Genomic DNA, 22,196 nt, shown 5'->3' on the forward strand with positions numbered 1-22,196 from the left:
GAGCTGTCAGAGCACGTCGCGTTCCGCTGTGATACGGATGTCCATTGCGGCTGCGATCTCCGCATCTCGCTGCGTCGACCTGTTCAGGTAGCGAACCGATGCATCGGACGTGGCGTGCCCCATCCGCGCCATCAGCTCCTTGATCGAGGCGCCAGCGCTCGCAGCCGTCGTGCTCGACAGGTGGCGGAGCGAATGAAACCGAACGTTCGGGTCGACATCGGCGTTCGCCTTCGCCCTCTTCCAGTATGGAGTGAAGTACCGGTAGAGGAGGGGCCGGCCCTTGACCGACGTGAACACCAGGGCATCTCTGTCTTCTTCGGTGAACTCGTCGAGGTGTGCGCGCAGAAGCGCCGCTGTGCTCTCGGGGATGACGACGGTTCGATGAGCTGACGCCGTCTTCGGCTTGCCGAACGTTGCCCCAACGCCCCTCTCGAATGTGAGAGCGCGATCCACTCGGATAGTCGAGTGGTCGAGGTCGACGTGGCGACGAGCCAGACCTGACAGTTCGCCAAAGCGGAGCCCGGATGTCGCGGCCAGCCAGACCAATGCCCGGAATCGAGGCTCGATCTCATCGGCGAGACGTGCAACGTTGCCGTACGTGGGCAGTAGCCCTTCGTAGGTCTCCTCGCGCGCCGCACGCTTGATGTTGACCGGGTTGCTTCGCAAGTGGCCGTCTTCGACCGCTGTGCCCATGATGGTCCGAAACAATCGGTAGACCTTCGCTACCGTGTTCGCGGCGAGGTGCGTCTTGTGCAGTTGCCCGTACCACGTGCGGACGGCGGCTGGAGTGATGTCGCGAAGCCGAACGGACTCGAAGCGTTCGAGGATCCACTTGAGCTGAGAGTCGTACGTATCGCGTGTGCGGGCACGAAGGTCGCGCTCGTCCAGCCATCGTCGTGCGTAGACCCCGAAGCGCTCGGAGCCCGCTGACGGGTTGATGTGTGCGCCACGGTTGAGATCGGTCTCGATCGACGCAAGCCAGACCCGCGCGTCGGCCTTCGTGCGGAACGTGTGATCTGCCGGCACCTGCCGACCGAGGTGCCAGTACCGGGCCTGAAAGCGTCCGCTGGGCATCTTCCGGATGGTGCCGAACTGGCGTGCTCTACTCATCTGTGCCGCCCTGTTGCGGTCTGTTCTAGGCACGTTGTAGGCACGAACACAGGTTAGACCTGGAATCGACGACCGTCCAGGGTTCGTCGAAAACCGCAAGTGACCAGGCACTTTGCCTGGTCACTCGGTGAGAGCGGATGAGGGGAATCGAACCCCCGTATTCAGCTTGGGAAGCTGATGTTCTACCATTGAACTACACCCGCGAGGCCCGCTGGGCGGGCGTCCGACAGGTTAGCGGGCGGTGCCCTCGAGCGGGAATCGTCCGCTGGATGTTCTCCGGTGGGTTCCGTCTGCGCCGATCGCGGGTAGTCCTGAACCCGTCATGTCACCGCCAGCCGCAGATCCATCCGACCCGAACGTGGTCGACGTGACCGCGGAGCTCGCCGATGAGACCCAGGGTGGTGCGAGCGTGCCCGACACGGTCGTCGGCCGAGGTCGTGACGCTCGGCATCCGTTCCAGATCCCCCGCCTCGGCTGGAAGGACATCGCCTTCCGCGTGAAAGACGAGTGGGGCGACGACCACGTCGGGCTCAGTGCCGCAGCCGTGGCGTTCTACTCGTTCCTCGCGCTCATCCCGGCGCTCGCTGCGCTCGTGTCGATCCTCGGCCTCGTGGCACGAGGCAGGAATCCCGAGGAGGTCATCACCGACCTGTTCGGCGCGCTGCCCGACGAAGCACGCAGCTTGCTCACCGATCAGTTGGACACGATCTCGTCGCAGTCGTCCGGATCGTTGTCGTTCGGTCTGATCATCGGCGTCGCGCTGTCGCTGTGGACCGCGTCCGGCGCGATCGGTCAACTCGTCAACACGATCAACATCGCCTACGACGAGGAGGAGACCCGCAGCTGGTTCCATCGCAAGGCGATGGCGCTCGGCCTCACCCTCGGCGCGATCGTGTTCGTGGCGTTCGCCGTCTTCGTGGTCGTCGGCTTCCCCGAGCTGATCTCGCGCACCGGGCTCGGTGTCGGCACCCGTCGCCTCCTCAACATCTTGATCTGGCCGGGCCTCGCGTTGTCGTTCGGTGGCGCGCTCGCGCTGCTCTACCGCATCGCCCCCGACCGGAGCGCCGCGCACTGGAAGTGGGTGTCGGTCGGCTCGATCTTCGCCGTGCTGGCGTGGGTGGCGGTCACCCTCGGCTTCCGCTTCTACGTCTCCTCGTTCGGTTCGTACAACGAGACCTACGGCTCGCTCGCCGCGGTCGTGGTGATCCTGCTGTGGCTCTGGCTCACGGCGGTCATCGTGTTGCTCGGTGCCGAGATCAACGCCGAGATCGAACACCAGACCGAGGTCGACACGACCGTGGGTGGCGACCAGCCGGTCGGCCGTCGCGGCGCGGTCAAGGCCGACACCCTCGGCAAGCTCCGCCACTGAGCAGAGGAGACCGACCCCCGCCGCTCAGGCGTCGTCGTCGGCGATGTCGGGCCCTTCCCAGTAGCCGGCCATCAGCTCGCCGACCCAGGCCGGTTCGACGACCTCGCCGCGCGGGAGGAACTCCCGCATCACCGGCTTGATGTCGAGCACCGGCGTGCCGTCGATCGCGTCGAGCCCCCGGACCCGAACCTCCCGACCGTCGACGCCGACGAGCCGGCAGATCGTGACGGCCAGCCGGTTCGGTCGCTTGCTGCCGCGCTGGGCGAAGATGCCGACCCGCGGCCAGTCGGGGTTGCCACGGGGGTGGCGGGCGTCGGTCGTGACCTCGTCGTCGGTCAGCGTGTGGAACCGGAAGATCACCTCGATGTGCGAGAAGGCGTCGAGCCCCATCAGCGACTCGTCGGTGAACCGGTCGGTCAACGTGATCGTGGCGAACTCACGATCCCAGCCGTCGTCGCGCCGGTCGGTCCGCCCGCCGCCGACGAAGCCGATCGGTTCAATGCGGTGCTCCATGCCTCGATCCATACCGATGCCCGATGCCATGCAGCTCACTCCTCGTGACGTTGTCGGTCCATCGCATCGGCGACCCGATGAGCCCCGCGTCGATCGCCGGACCGTAGCCCGGCGATGGCGCCGTCGAGATCACCTGGCGGTTTGTTCTGGCTCAGCTTCCGCTTGGCGTCGACCCGCGTGACCTCGATCGAGATGCCGACGATCCCTCGGAGCAGCCCGTCGATGTAGGTGTCCGGGGCATCGTCGACCGACCACGGTGACGGCATCTCGGCCTCGTGATGATCGGTGAGGTCACGGACGAGCCGCAGCGTCCATTCGGGATCGTGGGTGACGAGCCGGCCGTGCAGATGCACGACCTCGTAGTTCCAGGTGGGCACGACCTTGCCGTGCTCGGCCTTCGATGGGTACCAACCCGCTGACACGTACGTGTCGCTGACCGGGACGACCAACAGTGCGTCGGCCGGTGCCGCAGCGAGCACCGGGTTCTGCCGGGCGAGGTGCGCTCGTACCAGGGTCGCGTCGTCGTCGATCAGGAACGGTGCGGGCGTGGAGACCAACCCGTCGGTACCGGCCACGGTGAGATGGCCGAACCCTGCCGCACGCGCCATCGTCGCGACGGCGCCGCGGTCGGACTCGGTGAAGTCGCGGGGCATGAACACGCCGTCACCGTACTGACGGCCGGCGACGTGGGTAGACCGGGAATCGGGGTCACTAGAGTCGGCGAGCATGATCCTCTCGGACCGGACCCTGCGCGAACAGTTAGCGGCGGGACGCATCGTGATCGACCCGCTCGACGAGTCGCTGATCCAGCCGAGTTCGATCGACGTGCGGATCTCCAACCTGTTCCGCGTGTTCCGGAACCACACGCGCGCGGTCCTCGACGTGAAGGACGATCTGCAGGACCTCACCGAGTTGATCGAGATCGACGCCGACGACCCGGACGCGTCGTTCATGCTGCACCCAGGGGAGTTCGTGCTCGGGTCGACGTTCGAACGGGTCGCGGTGCCCGACGACCTCGTTGGTCGCGTCGAGGGCAAGTCGAGTCTCGGCCGACTCGGCCTGCTGATCCACTCGACCGCCGGGTTCATCGACGCCGGATTCGACGGCCACATCACCCTCGAGCTCGCCAACGTCGCGAGCCTGCCGATCACGCTCTACCCGGGGATGAAGATCGGTCAGGTCAGCTTCATGCGGATGACCACCCCGGCCGACAACCCGTACGGCAAGGGTGCGGCGGGCTCGAAGTACCAAGGCCAACGTGGCCCCACCCCGAGCCGCTACTTCGAGAACTTCCGCTGACCGGCGGCGCGACGGCGCGTCGTTCCTGGTGGTCCGATCGCCCGGGTCGACGGGCCGAGCGGTTCGGGGTGGTGCCGGTGAGCATGAGCGTTCACCCGGCACCACTGCGACGTCTCGCCCGGGAGCCGCTCCCGTGGCGTTCACTAGTGTTCCACTTCATGGACGGGCAGAACGGAACGATCGCACGGAGTCGTTGCGATGAGTGAATCGAAGTTGGAGGGCGGACCCGGCCCCGACTGGCGCCCGAGGAACGTCGTAAACACCTGCTCGACGTCGCGGCCGAGATCGTCGAGCGCGAGGGTGTCTCGGAGCTCACGGTCGAACACGTCGCGCGGCGGGCGGGCGTCTCGCGCGGGCTGCTGTACGCCTATTTCGACAACCGTGCGGGGCTGTTGATGGCGCTCTGGGAACGGGTGTCGGCATTCTGGAACATCGAGACGATGCCGCCGATCGACGAGCAGCTCGAGGGGCGCACGGTCGAGGAGCTGTTCGAGGCGCGCCTGGTCGACAACACGCGGTGGTTCCTCGACAATATCGAGGAGGGCGGCATCGTCTACTACCGACTGATCTCGGAGCCGCAGCTCGAGAAGGTGTGGGAGGAACGGCGGCGCGAGATCCGGAAAGCCGATCTTGCTTGGTGGACCGAGCTGATCGTCAGGCTCGGGGTGCGGCCGGCGCGAGCGCAGGTCTGGGCAACGCTCTTCACCTCGGTGACGCCGGTCCTGTGGCCACTGATGGTGCGTGGTGAGGTGGAACGCGACGAGATCGAGCTGGTGATGTTCACCGCGGCTCGTTCCTCGCTCCAGGCCTTGCTCGCCGCCGAGCGGGACGACGCCGATCTCTCGGCGACCCGGGCGGGGTAGACCACCGCTGCGGCGTCGGCGCTCCACCTTGCGCGGCCACCGCGCCTTGTTGTACCGTCCGTCAACAATCTATTGAACACGGGTTCAATAGCACGTCAGAGGGGGTTCGATGAGGACTGGAACACATCGTGGGGCGCGTCGTCGCCTGGTTGCATTGGGAATGGCAGCGGGTCTTGCACTCGCCGCGTGCGGAGGCGGTGACGACGACACGTCGGCCGAACCCGACGAGTCGGCGGCAGACACCGGCGAGGCCGAAGACACCGCCGAAGGGAGTGACGACGGCGATGCCGACGCCACGACCTCCGAGCCGGCCACCGAGGACGAAGCCCCGTCGGGCGATGCCGTGCCACTCCGGTGGCGTACACAGGCAGCGAACCAGTCCGAAGCCGACGTCTACACCGACATCAGCAACGAGATCGACGCCGACCTGCCGCATCTCGACATCTCCTACGAGGCCGGCGCCAACGACGGCACGTCGTACACCGACCTGCTGAAGACCGAATTGGCTTCCGGCACGGCACCCGACGTGTTCTGGATCCCCGGCGCCAGCATCGCCGACTTCGCGACGCGCGACCTGCTGTTGGACATGCGTGACATCGCCGACGCGACCGACCACTCGGACAGCGACTTCTACGAAGGTCCGATGTACCACCTGACCTACGACCACGAGGCCGGCGAGCCCGGTGGCACGCTGTGGGGCCTCCCTCGCGACGTGTCCACCTTTGCGCTCTACCTGAACCTCGACCTCATCGCCGAGGCCGGCGCCGAGGATCCGCGCGACCTCGCCGCCAACGGCGAATGGAACTGGACCACGCTGCAAGAGGTGTCCGAGGACATCACCGCCCTCGGCGGCGAAGTGCGTGGCTTCGGTGCCGACGCCTGGTGGGGCACCTGGAGCTACTGGGTCAATGCGGCCGGTGGCGGCATGTACAACGAGGATCGCACCGCGTGTGGCCTCGACTCGGCCGAGTCCCTCGAAGGTCTCACGTTCGCCCGGGACTTCTTCGCCTCCGGCAACACCGTCTCGTGGGGTGAGAACTCCTCCGAGCCGTTCCTCGCCGGTTCGGTCGGCATGAACGTGACCGGTCGCTGGACCGTCCCGGCAGTCCGCAGCCTGGCGGAGTTCAACTGGGACGTCGTGAAGCTGCCCGACGGCCCCGGCGGTCCGAGCAACTGGCTGTTCTGGGGTGCCTACGTCGTCAACGCCGAGACCGAGCATCCCGAAGAGGCCTGGGAACTCGTGCAGGCGCTCACCTCGCCCGACGTGCAGCAGGGCCTGTCCGAACTCGGCACGAACATCCCGAGCCGCAGCGACCAGGAGAACATCGACGCCTTCCTGACCTACTCACCGCCGGAGAACAACCAGGCCTTCATCCAAGGTCTGACGGAGAACCCCGAGACCGAGGGCCCGCTCTGGAACGGTAGCTGGCCGGCGTTCTACGACACCGTGAACTCCCGAGTGGTCGACGTCATCAGCGGCGACGAATCGATCGAGAGCTTCGCCGACACCATCTGCACTGAGGCCAACAACGCCGCCTTCGGGGGCTGAGTCCTCTCGACGAGGGGGAGGGTGGTGACACCCTCCCCCTCGGAGTGCACCCATGAAACTGGAACAAGCGACATCGCCAACCTCGGTCCCTGACCGTCCGTCGGGGCATCGTTACCGATTCGTCGTCACGTGGCACGCTGCGCTCGCGGTCTTCTTCGTGGTGGCCTTCATCGGCGCGATCACCGGCCCCGGTGCCGACCTGGTCGGCCCATTTCGGCACATCCTCGTCGGGCTGTCGGCGTTCGGCATGATCGCCAACATCTTCGTCGTCGCGCCGCTGCACCGGCACCGCGACATGGGCCGCACGGTCTCGATCATGGTCAACTACCTGACGATCGTGGTCAGCGCGGCAGTCCTCCTGTCGAGGGTCGGCGTCTTCGAAGGTTTCGACGAACTCGCGACCCGCTTCGAGGGGGCCATCTACTGGTTGCTCGTGCCCTTCGTCGGTTGGTTGTGGATGCTGTTCTCCGACCGGATCGGGCAACCGCATCTCCGTCGTGGCGGCACGTGGATGGTGCGTGGTGGCGCGGTCGTGTTCATCTTCGCGATGGGCATCATCGACGGTGTCGTCGCGATCGCCGGCGAACTTGTCGACGTCCGCTCCCTCGTGCTCGTGGCGTTGATCGCCGGTGCCGCATACGCGATGCGCGTGATGTGGGGCGCCCGTGCGAGGAATGACTACGGCACGACCAGTTGGCGACAAGAACAGATCGAAGGGTTGCTGTTCCTGTCGCCCAACGTGCTGGGTTTCCTCTTCTTCTTCGCCGGGCCGCTGGTGTTCTCGCTCTTCATCTCGTTCTGGGACTGGGACGCCCTCGGCGACAAGAGCTTCGTCGGGTTCGACAACTACTTCGACCTGTTCCGCGTCGACATCGCGTTCATGGAGAGTTCCACGGCTCCGGCCAGCGAAGCGCTGAAGACGAACTACGCCGAAGCGTTCCGCTTCAACCTGTTCGGGCAGAACATCCTGATCTCGGCGATCGACCGGGCCTTCTGGCAGTCGTTGCGCAACATCGTCATCTTCCTGGCCGTCGCCGTTCCGGCCAGCGTGATCCCCGGCCTGGTCGTGGCCAACCTACTCAACAGCAAGCTGCCCGGGATGAAGTTCTTCCGGGCGGTGTTGTTCATCCCGAGCATCGCCGGCGTCATCGGCATCTCGCTGATCTGGCGGCAACTCTTCAACGCCTCGGTCGGCTGGCTGAACTATCTCCTCACCGTCTTCCTACCCGGCGACTACGAGATCCGCTGGCTCACCGACCAGAGCACGGCGCTGTTCGCCATCGCGATCGTGTTCGCGTGGATGACCTTCGGGTTCAACTCGGTCCTGTTCGTCGCCGGTCTGCAGGGCATCCCGGTCGGGCTGTACGAAGCTGCCCGCCTCGATGGTGCGAGTTCGTGGCAGCAGTTCCGATACATCACCCTGCCGATGTTGAAGCCGACGACGTTCTTCGTCGTGGCGATCACGACGATCAACTCGATCCAGATGTTCGAGATCGTGTTCGTCCTCATGACACCGCCGGAAGGCCCCGGTAACTCGACGCTGACACCGGTGCTCTACCTGTACCAGCAAGGGTTCCAGAACTTCTCGCAAGGCTACGCATCAGCGGTTTCGTGGGTGCTGTTCGGCTTCATCTTCTGCATCACGCTGGTGCAGTTCAAACGGAACAAGAGCAACGGGACGGAGGCCATGGCATGAGCCGTCGCACCTCACCCCCACGGACCCGGAAGCGCAAGGTTTCGGCGGCGCTGACCTACGCCGTGCTGATCGGGTTCAGCGTCATCGTGCTGTTCCCGTTCGTGGTGGCGTTCAGTACGAGCCTCAAGGCTCCTGCCGACGTCTACAACTACCCGCCGACGCTGATCCCGCGTGCGCCGGCGACGGTCGAGGTCACCGGGTTCGACGAACCGGCACCGTTGCTCGACCTCGAGATCGACGGCGAGACGGTCGAGGTCGCACTGGTCGAGGACGGCGTCTCCGCCGGCGTGTACGCCCCGGTCGCGACGCCCGACGACGAATCGACGTACCTCCTGCTCGACGACGACGACTTCGTCGGCAGCGGGGAGCGGATGGCGGTGCTGGTCAACGGTCGCGAGCGCGAACGCGAGATCGGTACGGCAACCTACGAGGACGAATCGATCGAGGTGGTCCGCGTCCGGAGCACCACCGCGGCCCGGTTCGTGGTGCCCGACGACCCGACCGTCGAGTACTTCGGACTGCCGTCCGACGGCGAGCCGGTCAAGACGACGTCGCTGCGGACCGAGAACTTCGGTGAGGTCCTCGAACTCCAGCGCCTCGACCGGGCGCTCACCAACTCCATCCTGGTCACGTTGCTGGTCGTGTTCGGGCAGGTGTTCACCTCGGTGCTGGGCGGATACGCGTTCGCCCGCCTCCGGTTCAAAGGCCGCGACCAGATCTTCATGATGTACCTCGGCTCGATCATGATCCCGTTCGTGGTCCTGATCGTGCCGCTGCACCAGCTCATGGTCTCGATGGGCTGGATCAACGGCATCGTGTCGCTGATCGTGCCGTTCATCTTCTCGGCGTACGGCACCTTCCTGATGCGACAGTTCTTCCTGTCGATTCCGCGGTCGCTCGAAGAGGCCGCACTCATCGACGGCGCGAGCCGATGGACGATCCTGTGGCGGATCATGGTGCCGCTGTCGAGACCGCCGATCGCCGCCCTGTCGGCATTCGCCTTCCTCTACGCGTGGAACTCGTTCCTGTGGCCGGTGCTCACCATCAGCCTCGGCAACGAGGAGAACCGCGTGCTCACGCTCGCGCTGCAGGTGCTGGGCGGACGGGCAGGCGACAACCCACACCTCGTGCTCGCCGGCGTGATGATCGCGATCGTCCCGCCCGTGCTGGCCTTCATCGCCGCTCAACGACACTTCGTCGAGGGCGTCGCTGCCCAAGGAATGAAAGGATGACCGATGTCAACCGATAGTGCCGAACTCATCTCCCCTCACGATCTCGGCTGGGCCGAGCACTCGCCCGACGATCCCGAGGTCGTCGAGCTCCGTGAGCACCTCCTGGAGAACAACGGCATCCACGGTCTCGAGCGGTTCCAGCCGCACGAGATCGACCGCGCCGTCGAGGTGTTCCGACGCGACGGCTTCGTCGTGGTCGAGAACGTGCTCACCCCCGAGCAGACCGAGTTCCTCCGCGCCGGCTGCGACGAGATGATGAGCGAGATCGTCACCCGTGACAACGCCGACCGTGCGGGCAACCGTGGTTCGCACCGGTACTCCTTCGGCGGCACGAGCTCGACGCGCAGCATGCTTCATCGGCCCGAGTGGCAGATGCTGCTCGATCTCCCGACGCTCACCCCGATCATCGAGGCGATCTTCGAGAACGACGACTACATCCTGCGTGCTGCCAGCGGTGACTTCTGCCTCGCCGGCGCGGTCAACTACCAGCCGCTGCATGCCGACGTGCACGACTTCATCTCCAAGGAGCGGTCGCCGGTGTCGTCGTTCCACGACCCGTCCGGTCGTCTGACGATGAGCGAGATCCCGACGCCGTACATGGCGATCAACTTCCTGCCGCAGGACGTGACGCCGCTGAACGGACCGACGCGCCAGATCCCCGGCAGCCAGTACCAGCGCGGCCAGATCCCGTCGCTCGAGACCGAGCCGGAGTGGATGCGTCTCAGCACGGTCTGCCCGGCGCCGGCGGGAGCGGTCCAGATCCGCGACACGCGCGCCTGGCACGGCGGCACCCCCAACGTGTCCGACCGCGCGCGTGCGATCCCGAACCTCGAGATCTACGCGCCCTGGTTCCGCGAGTCGCTGATCCCGGGCATCAATCGATCCGATTGGGAGCAGCTCTCGGAACGGGCGCGCAAGATGACCCAGTTCGTGGTCGCCGACTCGGCGCATCCGATCACGCCCGAGATCATGACGCCCGAAGCGATCCGGATGCAGCGGGCCGCCCGCGCCGCTCGGTCCTCCTGACCCACGGCGTCCGCCACCCTGCGGCGGGCGACCCGACCGATCGACCCGACGGATCGACCCGACGGATCGACTCAGCTGAAGACGATCGTCTTGTTGCCGATCAGGTGGATGCGGTCCTCGGCCCACGCGCGCACGGCGCGAGACAGGACGAGTCGCTCGGTGTCCTGACCGAGGGCGACCAACTGCTCGGCGGTGTGGGCGTGGGTCACGCGGGCGACGTCCTGCTCGATGATCGGACCCTCGTCGAGGTCGGCCGTGACAAAGTGTGCGGTGGCGCCGACGATCTTGACGCCGCGCTCGTGGGCCTGGTGGTACGGCTTGGCGCCCTTGAAACCGGGCAGGAACGAGTGGTGGATGTTGATCGCCCGCCCACGCAGGTGTGCGCACAGGTCGTCGGACAGGATCTGCATGTAGCGAGCGAGCACCACCAGATCGATGTCGTGCTCGGCGACCAGCGCCTTGATCTCCGCCTCCTGCTCGGCCTTGGTGTCGCGGGTGACGGGCAGGTGACGGAACGGGATGTCGTACCGTTCGGCGACCTCGGCGCAGTCGGGGTGGTTCGACACGATCACCGGGATGTCGACGGCGAGCCCGCCGTTGCGCCAGCGGTACAGCAGATCGACCAGGCAGTGGTCGAACTTCGACACCATGATCAGCACGTTCGGCCGTTGGTCGATCGGACGAACGGTGAGTTCGATGGGCCGATCCCCGAGCCGGCCGGCGACGGCATCGCGGAGGTCGTCGCTGCTGTCAGCGGTCGCGACGACCATGCGCATACAGAACGTGTCGGTGTCGGGATCGGTGAACTGGGAGTTCTCGATGATGTTGCCGCCGACGTCGAGCACTCCCGCCGTGACGGCATGGACGATCCCGGGCCGGTCGGCGCAGGTCAGCGAGAGCACGTGCGTGGTGGACATGGACGACATTCGATCGGCCGAACGGCGATCTCGAAACCCGGCTCTTCACCGGAGGGTTGGAGCGCTCTACACTGACGCGGGGCGGTGCCGTCCGGTGGCGCCGAGGGGAGTGTTCGATGCATCTGACCGACGACCGATGGGGCGAACTCATCGCCACACGAGCCGACGATCCCGGGCGCCCGCTCGAGATGCTCCGCGCGCGTCCCCGCCGTCCGCTGCTCACCGACGGCCGGTTGTTCATCGTCGCCGCCGACCACAGCGCGCGAGGCATGCTCGGCGTGCCGGGGGAACCGTTCGCGATGGCCGATCGGCGCCGCACGCTCGAGTCGCTGCTGATCGCGCTGTCGTCCGACTCGGTCGACGGCGTGCTCGCCAGCGCCGACATCATGGAAGAGCTCGCGCTGCTCGGTGCGCTCGACGGCAAGCTCGCGTTCGGCACGATGAACCGCGGCGGGATCATGGGCGCCGACTGGGAGCTCGACGACCGCATGACCGCGTACTCGGCGGCCACGATCGCCGATCACGGTCTCGACGGGGGCAAGGTGCTGCTGCGGCTCGCCGACGACGACGCCGGCACCGCACCGACGCTCGAGGCATGTGCACGGGCGGTCGACGAGTGCGCCGCTGCGGGCCTGCCGATCATGGTCGAGCCCCTGCCGTACCACCACGACCCCGCCACCGGCGCCGCCAAGCTGCTCGACGACGACGATGCGCTGCTCCGGGCGGTCGCCATCGGGTCGGGCCTCGGCGGCACGTCGTCCGCGACCTGGCTGAAGGTGCCGGCAGCGAAGGATCCGGCGCGCATGCTCGCCTGCACCACGCTGCCGGCGCTGATCCTCGGTGGGAGCCCGGGCCCCGACCCCGAGGCGACCTACGCATCGTGGGAGCGGTCGATGGAGGTGCCGAACGTTCGTGGCCTCGTCGTCGGACGCTCCTTGCTCTATCCGGCCGACGGTGACGTCGAGGCGGCGATCGACCGCGCCGCGTCGATCGTGCGGCCGTCGTGAATCGTCCACGGCCGACCGTCGCCGACCTGCGGGCCGGCAGGGGGCAGCGGCAGTTGTCGATGGTCTACGTCACCACGACCGACGAAGCGGCGGCGTGCGCGGCCGCCGGCATCGACGTGCTGTCGATCGAGATGTCGTACTGGGACGCAGCGATGCGCGAAGCAGCCGGTGACTGTTTCGTCCAGGTCGGCCTGCAGTACGGCGTGCTCGCGACCACCGACGACTACCTGCGCGCCGCCCACGCCGCCGTGCTCGCGGGCGGCGACGCCGTGTACTGCGCGGCGAGCACCGAGATCATCGCCCGCCTCGCGGCGGAGGGCATCCCTGTCGTCGGTCACGTCGGTCTGATTCCATCGCGCCGCACCTGGACCGGCGGGTTCAAGGCGGTCGGCAAGACCGTCGAGAGCGCCACCGCCGTGTTCGACCAGGTCAGGGTGCTGGAGGCGGCCGGTGCGTTCGCCGCCGAGATCGAAGTCGTTCCCGCCCCGATCACCGCCGAGATCGCATCGCGCACGTCGCTGCTGCTGTTCTCGATGGGTGCCGGCGTCGGCGGCGACGCGCAATACCTGTTCGCCGAGGACATCCTCGGGTACACCCGCGGCCACCGCCCGCGTCACGCCAAGGTGTACCGCGACTTCGCTGCCGAGCACGATCGGCTCCAGCGCGAACGGGTTGCGGCGTTCGCCGAGTTCCGCGCCGACGTCGACGCGGGCTCGTACCCGCAACCCGAGCACCTGGTGACCGTCGCCGACGACGTCGTCGCCGAGTTCGTCGACCGACTCGACGCCACACCACCACCCTGATCGATTGGAGGTCACCATGACCGATGTTCATCAACTCCCGACGTTCGGCCGGCACCTGTGCCGGATCGACGACTTCGTCGCGATCATCGAGCAGCCGACACCGACACCCGAGTTCGCGTCTCGCCTCGAGCAGCGGGTGCCCGTGTTCGAGGCGTCGCATCTCCGTGACGTGATCACCGACGCGGCCTCCCAGCGCGCGGTGCGTGACGTGCTGGCCGAGGTGCTCGACCGCGGTGCCGGCATCTTCGTGATCGCCGGTGCGTTCGACCACGCCGTTGTCGATCGGGCGACGAGCGCGTTCGAGGCGATGATCGAACAGCAGCATCGTGAAGGCCGCGCGGTCGGCGACCACTACGCCAAACCCGGAGCAAACGATCGCGTCTGGAATGCGATCGAGAAGCTCGCCGTCGAGGCGCCCGACGTCTTCGTCGACTACTACGCCAACGACATGGCCGCGCTCGGAGCGCTGGCGTGGCTCGGCCCGAACTACCAGATCTCGTCGCAGGTCAACGTGGTCAACCCCGGTGGTCAGGCACAGCAGCCGCACCGCGACTACCACCTCGGGTTCATGACCGACGATCAGGCCGAGTCGTACCCGGCGCACACGCACCGGCTCTCGCCGATGCTCACGTTGCAGGGCGCCGTCGCCCACTGCGACATGCCCGTCGAGACCGGCCCCACCATGTACCTGCCGTTCTCGCAGCAGTACGAGCTCGGCTACCTGGCGTGGCGCAACCCCGACTTCATCGCCTATTTCGACGAGCACCACACCCAGTTGCCGCTCGCGAAGGGCGACATCGTGTTCTTCAACCCGGCACTGTTCCACGCGGCCGGCTCCAACGTGACCGCCGACGTGCGCCGCATGGCGAACCTGCTCCAGATCTCGTCGGCGATGGCCAGGGCGATGGAGACCATGGACCGGATTCGGATGACCAACGCCGTCTACCCGGCGTTGCTCGACCGGCAGGCGGCCGGCACCGATGCCGACGCGTTGGGCAACGCGCTGACCGCAGTGGCCGACGGCTACGCGTTCCCCACGAACCTCGACAACGACCCGCCGCTCGGCGGACTCACCCCGCCGTCGCACCTCGACATCCTCCGCGACGCGCTGACGGAAGGAGCCTCGCCCGAGGAACTCGCAGCACGTCTCGATGCGCTCGCGGCCCGTCGCCGCTCGCACTGAGCGCGTTGCCCCGAGCGTTCAGCGGAGCGCGACCAGCCGGTCGTGGGGGATCGCGTGGACCGTCCGGCCGAGGTGGCCCGTCATCGTCTCGGCGGCGCAGAGCGCGTTCCAGATCGACTCCTCGACCGCCTCGGCCGCGGCGTTGAACAGTGGGGTCATCGCGTCGGCCGGCAACGTCTCGACCGAGACCGGCCGCGTCGCTCGCAGCGGCACACGGTTGGCGGTGGAGAACGCGAGGAAGATGTCGCCGCTGCCGTTGCCACCGGTGCCACCGACCCGCGCCAACCCGATCGTGGCGCGGCGCGCGAGCCGCGTGCACTGATCGGCGAGCAGCGGAGCGTCGGTCGCGATGACCACGATGATGGAACCCGCGTCGGCCACGGCCGGGTCGGTGGGGAGCGGCACGGCGTGCTCGTCGATCTCCGCGCCCACCGGTCGGCCGTCGAGTCGGAGTAGACCGCGGGCGCCGTAGTTCGCCTGCACGATCGCGCCGACGGTGTACCTCCCGCCGGCCGTCTCGACCACCCGTGACGAGGTGCCGATCCCGCCCTTGAACTCGTGGCAGACCATGCCGGTGCCACCACCCACGTTGCCCTCGGCGACGGTGCCGTCACCGCGCTCCGCGGCGTCGGTCATGGCGGCCCGCACGTCGTCGGCGGTGAGATGGAAGGCGTCGATGTCGTTGAGGAACCCGTCGTACGTCTCACCCACGATCGGCAGGCACCACGACGCGTCCGGGTCGCGCTCGACCTCGGCCGCGACCAGCGTGTCGCGGACGAGACCGACCTGGTGCGTGTTCGTGATGCCGATCGGGCCGCTGATCAGACCCGACTCGGCGAGCCAGTGCGAGCCGGTCATCTCGCCGTTGCCGTTGAACGAGCAGATGCCGCCGTTCGAGAGATCGTCGGACTCGGACGGCGGGCGCGTGTTCACGATCGTGACGCCGGTGCGTGCGATCCGAGGTTCGTCGCGGACGACGGTTCGGTGGCCGACGGACACACCGCCGACGTCGGTGATCGCGTTCAGTCCTCCGGTCGGGAACGTGCCGATCGTGAAACCGAGATCGCGGAGTCGTGCCATCGGGAGAGACTACGACCGCGAGCGGCCGACCGAGTTGCACGCCGGTGAGGTGGCGCGGGCACGAACTAGCTTGCGGTGATGGGGAATGTACGCCAGGCCGGCCGCCACCTGACCCACTTGGTCCGCAGTCGCGTGCGGTGGCTGCCGTCACCCGAGAACACCGAGTCGCCCCTGCCCTACGTCGCTCGCCGGCCGACGGTGCACCCGGTCCTGCCGGTGCACGACATGGACGCCGCGATGTCCTACTACCGGTCGGTCGGCTTCGCGGTCGTCGCCTACGACGCCGGCTACGCGTGGGTGCGCACGTGCGGCTGGGAGATGTTCCACCTCGTCCTCGCCGCCGGGGCGGCGCCCGGCGGATCGGTGGTCGGTGCGTACCTCCATGTCAGCGATGTCGACGAGTGGCACCGTGCGATTCGAACGAACGCACCCGACGTCCCGATCGGCGCCATCACCGACACCCCATGGGGGATGCGTGAATTCGCGTTGACGGATCCGAGCGGCAACGTGGTCCGCATCGGCCGGCCCCGATGATCGTCACGCAGCAGGTGATGCGGTCGTCTCACGGACGATCAACGACGGCGGGTGCGTCAGGTGGCGAGCTTCGGTACGTCCGTGCTCGATCCGCTCGATGAGCATGTCGACGGCGCTCCGGCCGATTTCGTCACGGCCCTGGTCGACCGTCGTGAGTCCGACGTGGCGGAGCGCCGCGACGAACGTGTTGTCGTAGCCGACCAACGAGATGTCGTCGGGTACCCGGCATCCGGCGTCGTCGAGTGCATCGAGCGCTCCGAGCGCACTCATGTCGTTGCCGGCGAAGATCGCCGTCACCGGACGCGCGTCGGCGAGCGCCGCCTCCGCGGCGGTCACCCCGGCGGCTTCGGTGAACCCGGCACGCACCAGGTGTGGTTCGAGCCCGGCCGCCTCCATCGCCCGCTTGTAGCCGGTCCGCCGCTGACTCGCTCCGGCGCCGCGCCCGCCATCGAGGTGGACGATGTGGCGATGCCCGAGCGTGACGAGGTGCTCGACCACCAGCCGCGCTCCCGCGGCATCATCGTTGTTGACGGTGTCGACGAGCTTCGACGTCATCGGGCGGCTCGCCACGACGACCGGGATCGATCGCGCCACCTTCTCGATCGCCGCGGTGGCGATCCGGGCACCGGTCAGGATGACGCCGTCGACGTCGAAGTCGACGAACGTCTCGAGCGCCGCGACCTCGTCACGGTCGGAGATGAACGCGCTGTTGAGCAGCAGGCGGTATCCCGACGCATCGGCGGCCGCCTTGACGCCGTCGACCACCCCGGCGAAATACGGGTTGTGCAGGTCGTTGATGATCAGTCCGAGCGTGCGCGTCTGCTTGCTGGCGAGATGCCGCGCATTGAGGTTCGGGCGGTACCCGAGTTCGGCCGCTGCGTCGAGCACGGCGGCACGCGACCGGTCGCTCACCTTGTCGGAATCCCGCATGACCAGACTGACGAGCGCCCGCGAGAGACCGGCTCGCTGCGCCACATCGTCCATCGTCGGTTTCGCCATGGTTCCCCTGAACAGCTCTTGACTTCGACCGATACAAGCACAAGGATGAGAGCGCTTCAATCATTGGAGCGCTCTAATGCCGAGGGGAAGCAGTTGAGAAGTTCGTTGTTGGAACGCGTCGGTTCCGCGCCCATCTCGTGGGGGATCTGCGAAGTGCCGGGCTGGGGCGCCCAGCTTCCGGTCGATCGAGTCCTGAGCGAAATGGTCGAGCTCGACCTGACGGCGACCGAACTCGGCTCGATCGGTTACCTGCCGACCGATCCCACGGAACTGCGCGAGTTGCTCGACCGGTTCGGCATGCGGCTGACCGGCGGCTTCAACGCCCTCTGCCTGCACGACGCCGACCGCGCCGACGACATGCTCGCCCGCGCCGCAGCGAGCGCCGATCGTCTCGCCGCCGCCGGTGCGTCGCACTTCGTGACCTGTGCGGTGAGCGACCCCGACGACTGGCAGCGGCCCGAACTCTCCGACGACGACTGGTCGACGCTGTTCGACCATCTCGCCCGCGTCGACGAGTTGTGCCGTGAGCGCGGACTCGTCCAGGCGTTCCACCCGCACGTCGACTCCGTCGTCGAGACCGCCGCGGAGATTCAGCGTGTTCTCGAACGGACTACGGTTGGTTTCGTGCTCGAGACCGGGCACATGCTGATCGGGGGGATGGATCCGCTCACCTTCGCCGTCGACCACGTCGACCGGGTGGTGCTGGTGCATCTGAAGGATGTGAACGTGGGGTTGATCGAACCGCTGAACCGTGACGAGCTCACGCTGATGCAGGCCGTTCAGGCAGGCATCTTCCCGCCGCTCGGCGATGGCGGTGCGCCGATCGCCGAGGTGGTCCGTGCCCTCGAGGGCGCCGGCTACCAGGGCCGCTACGTGATCGAACAAGACGCCGCTCTCACCGACGGTCTCCCGACCCACGGTGAAGGCCCATTCCGCGACGTTGCCCGCAGCGTCGTGTATCTGCAATCGATCGCCTCGGCGATCGCTGCACCATTCGAAACACACAACAAGGGGGAAATTCCAACATGAGGAAACTGCGTACCATCTTGGTGCCGATCGCCGCGCTGTCGCTCGTGGCCGCTGCCTGCGGCGGCGACGACGACACGACGGCCGACGACACCGGTGACGACACCACCGCCGACACCGGGGGCGAAACAGGGGGCGACGACACCGCCGACACCGGGGGCGACGACACGGCCGACACCGGGGGCGACGACACCGTCGACGCCTCTCAGGGTTCCGACTTGACGTTCCACATGATCACCCACTCCGACGACGGACCGTTCTGGTCGGTCGTCAAGCGCGGCATGGACGCGGCGTGCGCCGACCTCGGCGTCGACTGCGTCTGGGCCGGGTCCAACAACGATCCGGGTGTCCAGGTGCAGCTGATCGAGACCGCCATCTCCGAAGGTGTCGACGGCATCGCCTCGTCGCTCCCGAGCCCCGACCAGCTGGTCGGCCCGCTCCAGGACGCCGTCGGCCAGGGCATCCCGGTCATCACGCTCAACTCCGGCGTGAACCAGTACCAGGAGATCGGTGCCATCACCCACGTCGGCCAGACCGAGTTCATCGCCGGCCAGGGTGCCGGTGAGCGGTTCAACGACCTCGGTGCGACCAAGGTGTTCTGCGGTCGTCAGGAAGAGTCGAACGTCGCGCTCGAAGAGCGCTGCGACGGCCTCGAGGACACGTTCTCCGGCGAGGTCGTGTCCGAGTTCGTCGGCCTCGACGCCGACCAGACGGCCCAGCAGGGCGCGATCGCCGCTGCGCTCACGGCCGACCCGGACATCGACGGCTTCATGGGCACCGGCCCGGTCATCGCCGTGTCGGGTCTGAACGCCGCCAACGATTCCGGCCGTGACCTCGTCGGCATCGGTGGTTTCGACATCACGCCCGAGATCATCACGGCCATCGAAGCCGGTGACATCGCGTTTACCGTCGATCAGCAGCAGTACGTGCAGGGCTACATGCCGATCCTGCTCCTCTACTTGAACGTCACGAACCTGAACACCGTGGGCGGCGGCCAGCCGATCCTCACGGGCCCGGGCTTCGTGACACCCGAGAACGCGGCCGAGGTCGCGGCACTCGTCGACGCAGGCACTCGCTGACCTGACGACGGCCGGTGATCTCACCGGCACCCGGTGTGGACGGGGGTCGACCAGGAGGTCGGCCCCCGTCTCCGCACCGAAGACTCGCACCACGATTCGCGACACTGGTCGCGAGATCACGTACAGCAATCGGAATCCGAGGGGAACATCGTCACGATGAGTGATTCGACTGTCGCAGCAGCAACCGGAGCCATGGCCGCCGGCGGGGACGAACGTCTCGCCTATCGAGGCGTGTTCCAGCGGCTCTTCATCCGACCCGAGATCGGCGCCATGATCGGCGCGATCGGCGTCTGGGTCTTCTTCTGGGCGGTCAGTGTGCCGTTCGGCACCGCCAACGGCGCGTCGAACATCCTCGACAACGCCTCGATCCTGGGCATCATGGCCGTGGCCGTGTCGGTCCTGATGGTCGGCGGTGAATTCGACCTGTCGTCCGGCGCCAACACCGGGGCGATGGGCATGCTCGTCATCCTGCTCTCGAAGGAGGCGGGTGAGTTCGGCGGAGCCGGTTTCAACCTGTGGATCGCCGTGCCGCTCTCGCTCGTGATCGCACTGGGCATCGGCTTCTTCAACGGCTGGATGGTCGAGAGCACGAAGCTCCCGAGCTTCATCGTCACCCTCGGCACGTTCTTCGTCCTGCGCGGCATGAAGCTCGGCTTCTCCAAGCTGATCGTCGACCAGATCCAGGTCGGCGACATCCGCGACTCATCGGGTCACGCCTTCTGGCAGAAGGTCTTCGCTGCCGAGTGGGACCGGGCGCAGCACCAGTTCGGGGGGCGCGACGCGGTCTACACGATCGCGGTCCTGCTCGGGATCGCGATCATCGTGCTCGCCGTGTACGAGATGCATTTCGAACATCGCAAGGACGGCCTCAAGCAGATCGGCCTCGTCCAGTTCCTCGTCGGGGTCGGGGCGACGGTCGCCGGCATCGTCACGCTGCACGTCACCGACGGCACCGGAGGCAACTGGCTCGGCGCCGCCATCATCGGGGTCGGCACACTGCTCGCCCTGTTCGGCTACGCCACCTGGCGGTTCCAGCCCAGCGCCACACGCGAGAGCTTCGTGATGGACGCCGGCGTCGCCAAGTTCGTCGGCATCGGTGTCGGGTCGCTCGTGCTCGCGTTCCTCGCCTCGATCCTGTGGGACGCCAACGACGCCGAGAACTTCTTCTTCCCGTTCACCTACCAGGGTTTCCGGGCGACGCTGATGCTGGTCTTCGTGATCGCCGCCGGCACGTCGTTCGCGATCGCCGCCCACCGGGCCCGCGGCACCGGAGCGACCACACGCTTCGCCGTGACGCTGCTGGTCGCCGCCATGGTGACCACGACCGCCTTCGTCGTCCAGGCCCAATCCGAAGCGGTCAAGTTCCGCGCCGAGACGTTCAGCGTCCTGCTGGCGCTCGCACTGATGGTGCTGGTGTGGGGCGTCGTCGGGTTCGTGTTCGACGAGCGCAACCGGGTCCACCCCCAGGCCGATCGTGTCGGCGCCCGTCTCGTCCAGGCCGGCCTCGTCGTCGCGACGATCGGCATCGTCGTCAAGCTGCTCTTCACGACCAACGCCGAGATCCTCGCCGAGATCGCGCCCGCGAAGTTCTCGATGCGCAACGTCTGGTTCATCGTCTTCACCGCCGCCATGGTCTGGCTGCTCGGCAACACCCGGTTCGGCAGCTGGACCTTCGCCGTCGGCGGCAACAAGGAGGCAGCACGCCAGGTCGGTGTGCCGGCCGCCCGCACCAAGACCCAGCTGTTCATGCTGGTGTCCGGTGCAGCATGGCTGGTCGGCATGTTGCTGGCGTTCCGCCTCAACACGATCCAGGCCAACACCGGCAACGGACTCGAGTTCAACTACATCATCGCCGCCGTCGTCGGCGGCACGCTGCTCACCGGCGGCTACGGCACGGCGCTCGGCGGGGCGATCGGTGCCCTCATCGTGGCGATGGGCACGCTCGGTATCCCGTACGCCCGTTGGAACTCCGACTGGCAGTACCTCTTCCTCGGCGTGATCCTCCTGCTCGCGGTGATCGCCAACCGATCGATCCGCACCCGAGCCGAGACGCTCCGACGATGACCGGCCGCACCGACCCGACCGCCTCGACCGAGACCGACCAGGAGAACCGACATGGCTGAACAGCATCTGCTCGAACTCGACAACATCTCGAAGTACTACGGGAACATCATCGCCCTCAGCGATGTGAGCACGTCCGTCAACGCGGGCGAGGTGACCTGCGTGCTGGGCGACAACGGTGCGGGAAAGTCGACGTTCATCAAGATCCTCGCCGGTGTGCACCAGCAGTCGGAGGGCACCATTCGCGTGAACGGCGATGAGGTCAAGTTCGACTCGCCCCGCGATGCGCTCGACAAGGGCATCGCCACCGTGTACCAGGACCTCGCGATGGTGCCGCTGATGTCGGTCTGGCGCAACTTCTTCCTGGGTTCCGAACCCACCAAGGGCATCGGCCCGCTCCAGTGGATCGACAAGGCCGAGGCGAAGCGGATCGCGAAGGAGGAGATGGCCAAGATGGGTATCGACATCCGCGACACCGAGCAGCCGGTCGGCACCCTGTCGGGCGGCGAGCGCCAGTCGGTGGCGATCGCGCGCGCCGGGTACTTCGGCGCGAAGGTGCTGATCCTCGACGAGCCGACCTCGGCACTCGGTGTCAAGCAGTCGGGCGTCGTGCTCAAGCGCATCGTCGAGGCCCGCAACCAGGGTCTCGCCGTGATCTTCATCACCCACAACCCGCGCCACGCGTACCCGGTCGGCAACCGATTCCTCATCCTCAACCGCGGCCAGTCGATGGGGTCGTTCGCCAAGGACGACATCACCGTCGACGAACTCACCCAGCTCATGGCCGGCGGTGCCGAGCTCGAAGCGCTCGAGCACGAACTGCAGACCGCCACCGGCAACGGCGGCTGAA

21 protein-coding genes and 1 tRNA gene are annotated in these 22,196 nt (G+C 67.1%); 15 read left to right on the forward strand and 7 right to left on the reverse strand.

Annotated elements, in window-relative coordinates; all coding sequences use genetic code 11:
* Positions 1 to 6: 6 nt before the first annotated feature.
* Entirely contained in the window at positions 7 to 1,074 is a 1,068-nt protein-coding gene (locus R8G01_17110) for a tyrosine-type recombinase/integrase (protein ID MDW3215722.1), read from the reverse strand.
* Between the two features lie 168 nt (positions 1,075 to 1,242).
* Positions 1,243 to 1,313, reverse strand: a tRNA-Gly gene (locus R8G01_17115).
* Between the two features lie 164 nt (positions 1,314 to 1,477).
* On the opposite strand from R8G01_17115, the gene R8G01_17120 reads away from it, so the two are divergent.
* Positions 1,478 to 2,479: a YihY/virulence factor BrkB family protein gene (locus R8G01_17120; GenBank protein MDW3215723.1), complete on the forward strand. Its 1,002-nt coding sequence runs from the start codon at positions 1,478 to 1,480 to the stop codon at positions 2,477 to 2,479.
* Between the two features lie 24 nt (positions 2,480 to 2,503).
* Here the strand turns inward: R8G01_17120 and R8G01_17125 are convergent, their stop codons facing one another.
* Both R8G01_17125 and R8G01_17130 read right to left on the reverse strand, forming a co-directional pair.
* On the reverse strand, positions 2,504 to 2,992 hold the full coding sequence (locus tag R8G01_17125; protein MDW3215724.1) for an SAM-dependent methyltransferase: 489 nt from the start codon (positions 2,990 to 2,992) through the stop codon (positions 2,504 to 2,506).
* Between the two features lie 35 nt (positions 2,993 to 3,027).
* The gene (locus R8G01_17130) at positions 3,028 to 3,645 is read right to left on the reverse strand and encodes an FMN-binding negative transcriptional regulator (GenBank protein ID MDW3215725.1); all 618 of its coding nucleotides are present in this window, start codon (positions 3,643 to 3,645) and stop codon (positions 3,028 to 3,030) included.
* Positions 3,646 to 3,718: 73 nt separating this feature from the next.
* On the opposite strand from R8G01_17130, the gene dcd reads away from it, so the two are divergent.
* From dcd to R8G01_17160, 6 genes are all read left to right on the forward strand, one after another.
* Entirely contained in the window at positions 3,719 to 4,291 is a 573-nt protein-coding gene (dcd, locus tag R8G01_17135; GenBank protein ID MDW3215726.1) for a dCTP deaminase, read from the forward strand.
* 395 nt (positions 4,292 to 4,686) lie between these two features.
* Complete coding sequence (locus R8G01_17140; GenBank protein ID MDW3215727.1) at positions 4,687 to 5,154, forward strand: hypothetical protein; 468 nt, start codon at positions 4,687 to 4,689, stop codon at positions 5,152 to 5,154.
* 160 nt (positions 5,155 to 5,314) lie between these two features.
* Positions 5,315 to 6,703, forward strand: coding sequence for a sugar ABC transporter substrate-binding protein (locus R8G01_17145; protein MDW3215728.1), 1,389 nt, complete (start codon positions 5,315 to 5,317; stop codon positions 6,701 to 6,703).
* A 52-nt stretch (positions 6,704 to 6,755) separates the two neighbouring features.
* Positions 6,756 to 8,399 carry a sugar ABC transporter permease gene (locus tag R8G01_17150; GenBank protein ID MDW3215729.1) on the forward strand — a complete coding sequence of 548 codons (1,644 nt, stop codon included), beginning with the start codon at positions 6,756 to 6,758 and terminating at the stop codon, positions 8,397 to 8,399.
* Positions 8,396 to 9,631 carry a carbohydrate ABC transporter permease gene (locus R8G01_17155; GenBank protein MDW3215730.1) on the forward strand — a complete coding sequence of 412 codons (1,236 nt, stop codon included), beginning with the start codon at positions 8,396 to 8,398 and terminating at the stop codon, positions 9,629 to 9,631. The genes R8G01_17150 and R8G01_17155 overlap by 4 nt, the downstream gene beginning before the upstream one ends.
* Before the next feature lie 3 nt (positions 9,632 to 9,634).
* Positions 9,635 to 10,657, forward strand: coding sequence for a phytanoyl-CoA dioxygenase family protein (locus R8G01_17160; protein MDW3215731.1), 1,023 nt, complete (start codon positions 9,635 to 9,637; stop codon positions 10,655 to 10,657).
* A gap of 71 nt (positions 10,658 to 10,728) precedes the next feature.
* On the opposite strand, the gene purU is transcribed toward R8G01_17160, so the two are convergent.
* A complete protein-coding gene (gene purU, locus R8G01_17165) occupies positions 10,729 to 11,574 on the reverse strand; it encodes a formyltetrahydrofolate deformylase (GenBank protein ID MDW3215732.1) in 846 nt (281 codons plus the stop codon).
* Between the two features lie 116 nt (positions 11,575 to 11,690).
* Between purU and R8G01_17170 the strand changes: the two genes are divergently transcribed.
* From R8G01_17170 to R8G01_17180, 3 genes are read left to right on the forward strand one after another with little or no spacing between them, the layout of a single operon-like run.
* A complete protein-coding gene (locus tag R8G01_17170) occupies positions 11,691 to 12,581 on the forward strand; it encodes a deoxyribose-phosphate aldolase (protein MDW3215733.1) in 891 nt (296 codons plus the stop codon).
* Entirely contained in the window at positions 12,578 to 13,384 is an 807-nt protein-coding gene (locus tag R8G01_17175; protein ID MDW3215734.1) for a 3-methyl-2-oxobutanoate hydroxymethyltransferase, read from the forward strand. The genes R8G01_17170 and R8G01_17175 overlap by 4 nt, the downstream gene beginning before the upstream one ends.
* Positions 13,385 to 13,400: 16 nt before the next feature.
* The gene (locus tag R8G01_17180; GenBank protein ID MDW3215735.1) at positions 13,401 to 14,567 is read left to right on the forward strand and encodes a phytanoyl-CoA dioxygenase family protein; all 1,167 of its coding nucleotides are present in this window, start codon (positions 13,401 to 13,403) and stop codon (positions 14,565 to 14,567) included.
* An 18-nt stretch (positions 14,568 to 14,585) separates the two neighbouring features.
* On the opposite strand, the gene R8G01_17185 is transcribed toward R8G01_17180, so the two are convergent.
* Positions 14,586 to 15,647 (reverse strand): P1 family peptidase, encoded by a 1,062-nt coding sequence (locus tag R8G01_17185; GenBank protein ID MDW3215736.1) that lies wholly within the window; start codon positions 15,645 to 15,647, stop codon positions 14,586 to 14,588.
* Between the two features lie 78 nt (positions 15,648 to 15,725).
* Here R8G01_17185 and R8G01_17190 point away from each other — a divergent pair, with 78 nt between their 5' ends.
* Complete coding sequence (locus tag R8G01_17190) at positions 15,726 to 16,181, forward strand: VOC family protein (protein ID MDW3215737.1); 456 nt, start codon at positions 15,726 to 15,728, stop codon at positions 16,179 to 16,181.
* A gap of 3 nt (positions 16,182 to 16,184) precedes the next feature.
* Here R8G01_17190 and R8G01_17195 read toward each other — a convergent pair whose 3' ends face one another.
* A complete protein-coding gene (locus R8G01_17195) occupies positions 16,185 to 17,069 on the reverse strand; it encodes a LacI family DNA-binding transcriptional regulator (protein MDW3215738.1) in 885 nt (294 codons plus the stop codon).
* Between R8G01_17195 and R8G01_17200 the strand changes: the two genes are divergently transcribed.
* The 4 genes from R8G01_17200 to R8G01_17215 all read left to right on the forward strand — a co-directional run bounded on the left by R8G01_17200 (position 16,965) and on the right by R8G01_17215 (position 22,195).
* Positions 16,965 to 18,209, forward strand: coding sequence for a sugar phosphate isomerase/epimerase (locus tag R8G01_17200; GenBank protein MDW3215739.1), 1,245 nt, complete (start codon positions 16,965 to 16,967; stop codon positions 18,207 to 18,209). The genes R8G01_17195 and R8G01_17200 overlap by 105 nt on opposite strands.
* A complete protein-coding gene (locus R8G01_17205; protein MDW3215740.1) occupies positions 18,206 to 19,285 on the forward strand; it encodes a sugar ABC transporter substrate-binding protein in 1,080 nt (359 codons plus the stop codon). Before R8G01_17200 ends, R8G01_17205 begins: the two co-directional genes overlap by 4 nt.
* Before the next feature lie 156 nt (positions 19,286 to 19,441).
* Complete coding sequence (locus tag R8G01_17210) at positions 19,442 to 21,349, forward strand: hypothetical protein (GenBank protein MDW3215741.1); 1,908 nt, start codon at positions 19,442 to 19,444, stop codon at positions 21,347 to 21,349.
* 51 nt (positions 21,350 to 21,400) lie between these two features.
* Positions 21,401 to 22,195: an ATP-binding cassette domain-containing protein gene (locus R8G01_17215; protein ID MDW3215742.1), complete on the forward strand. Its 795-nt coding sequence runs from the start codon at positions 21,401 to 21,403 to the stop codon at positions 22,193 to 22,195.
* Position 22,196 lies beyond the last annotated feature (1 nt).

The organism is Ilumatobacteraceae bacterium, assembly GCA_033344875.1.
GTDB lineage: Bacteria > Actinomycetota > Acidimicrobiia > Acidimicrobiales > Ilumatobacteraceae > Ilumatobacter.